A 487-nucleotide genomic window follows, 5' to 3' on the forward strand; every position below is an offset into this window, starting at 1 on the left:
GCATCGCAGACAGCCAGCTTGCAGACCTCATCGCGAACAACAGCCAGCAAGCAGTCGAACTCGATTCCGACCGCTTCAGCACGATGTTCGACGACATCGACGTCACTCGCTACGGGCAGACAGAAACCGACTACAAAGAGTGGGCAGTCTCTCGTCTCCAGCAACATCACACGACGACTGTCAGCTACACAGGTGGCAACAATGTCACCTACGAGAAGACGTGTAAACCGAAGCAGTCAGACATCTCTATCCAGGCGATTTCACCGCTCTACGTCCCACGGGTTCGACAGACACTGCAACTCCAGCAGTACACCTATCCGTACTCGTACTACGCTGCGGGGCCCTCCGGAGTAGCGATCGAAGATGGAATCCATCGCTGCGTCCACTGTGAGAAAGAAACAGCGAAATCGTACACGTACTGTGCAAATTGTGGGAGCATCAACTGTGACTCGCACATCAAAACAGAACGGCTCGAGGGGACACCAGT

Annotated in this window: 1 pseudogene; it reads left to right on the top strand. The window is 54.4% G+C overall.

The features are described from left to right. Positions 1–487 (top strand): annotated as a pseudogene (locus tag D3D01_RS22745) (restriction endonuclease); the annotation flags it as partial.

This window comes from Haloarcula sp. Atlit-7R (assembly GCF_003666065.1).
Taxonomy (GTDB): Archaea; Halobacteriota; Halobacteria; order Halobacteriales; family Haloarculaceae; genus Haloarcula; species Haloarcula taiwanensis.